The 501-nt window shown below is 70.5% G+C and carries 1 protein-coding gene; it reads right to left on the minus strand.

Going from position 1 to position 501, the window contains the following annotated elements; translation table 11 throughout:
* Positions 1-501, minus strand: a 501-nt coding sequence (locus JK364_RS54595; protein WP_269146475.1) for a beta-ketoacyl synthase N-terminal-like domain-containing protein, incomplete at both ends; no start/stop codon positions are given.

The raw sequence follows: 501 nt of genomic DNA on the forward strand, positions 1-501 counted from the left end.
ATGGTCAGGCCGGCGCTGGTGAGCGCGGATCGGATCACCCGCTGCTGGGAGGGGCCGTTGGGGGCGGTCAGACCATTGGACGCACCGTCCTGATTGACCGCGGAGCTACGGACCACGGCCAGGATGTTGTGGCCCTTGGCCTGGGCGTCGGACAGCCGCTCGACCAGCAGCACACCGACACCCTCGGACCAACCGGTGCCATCAGCGCTGTCGGCGAACGCCTTGCACCGGCCGTCGGCGGCCAGGCCGCGCTGGCGGGAGAACTCCACGAAGATCTGCGGGTTGGCCATCACGGTCACCCCGCCGACCAGGGCCAGCGAGCACTCACCCTGCCGTAGAGCGAATCCCGCTTGGTGCAGGGCGACCAGCGATGAGGAACAGGCGGTGTCCACGGTCATGGCGGGGCCTTCGAGGCCGAAGAAGTACGACAGGCGGCCGGAGAGCACGCTGCCCGCGCCTGCGGTGGCGCCGAAGCCGCCGAGGTCGGCGCCGATGCCGTAG

It is taken from the genome of Streptomyces endocoffeicus (assembly GCF_016741935.1).
GTDB classification, from domain to species: domain Bacteria; phylum Actinomycetota; class Actinomycetes; order Streptomycetales; family Streptomycetaceae; genus Streptomyces; species Streptomyces endocoffeicus.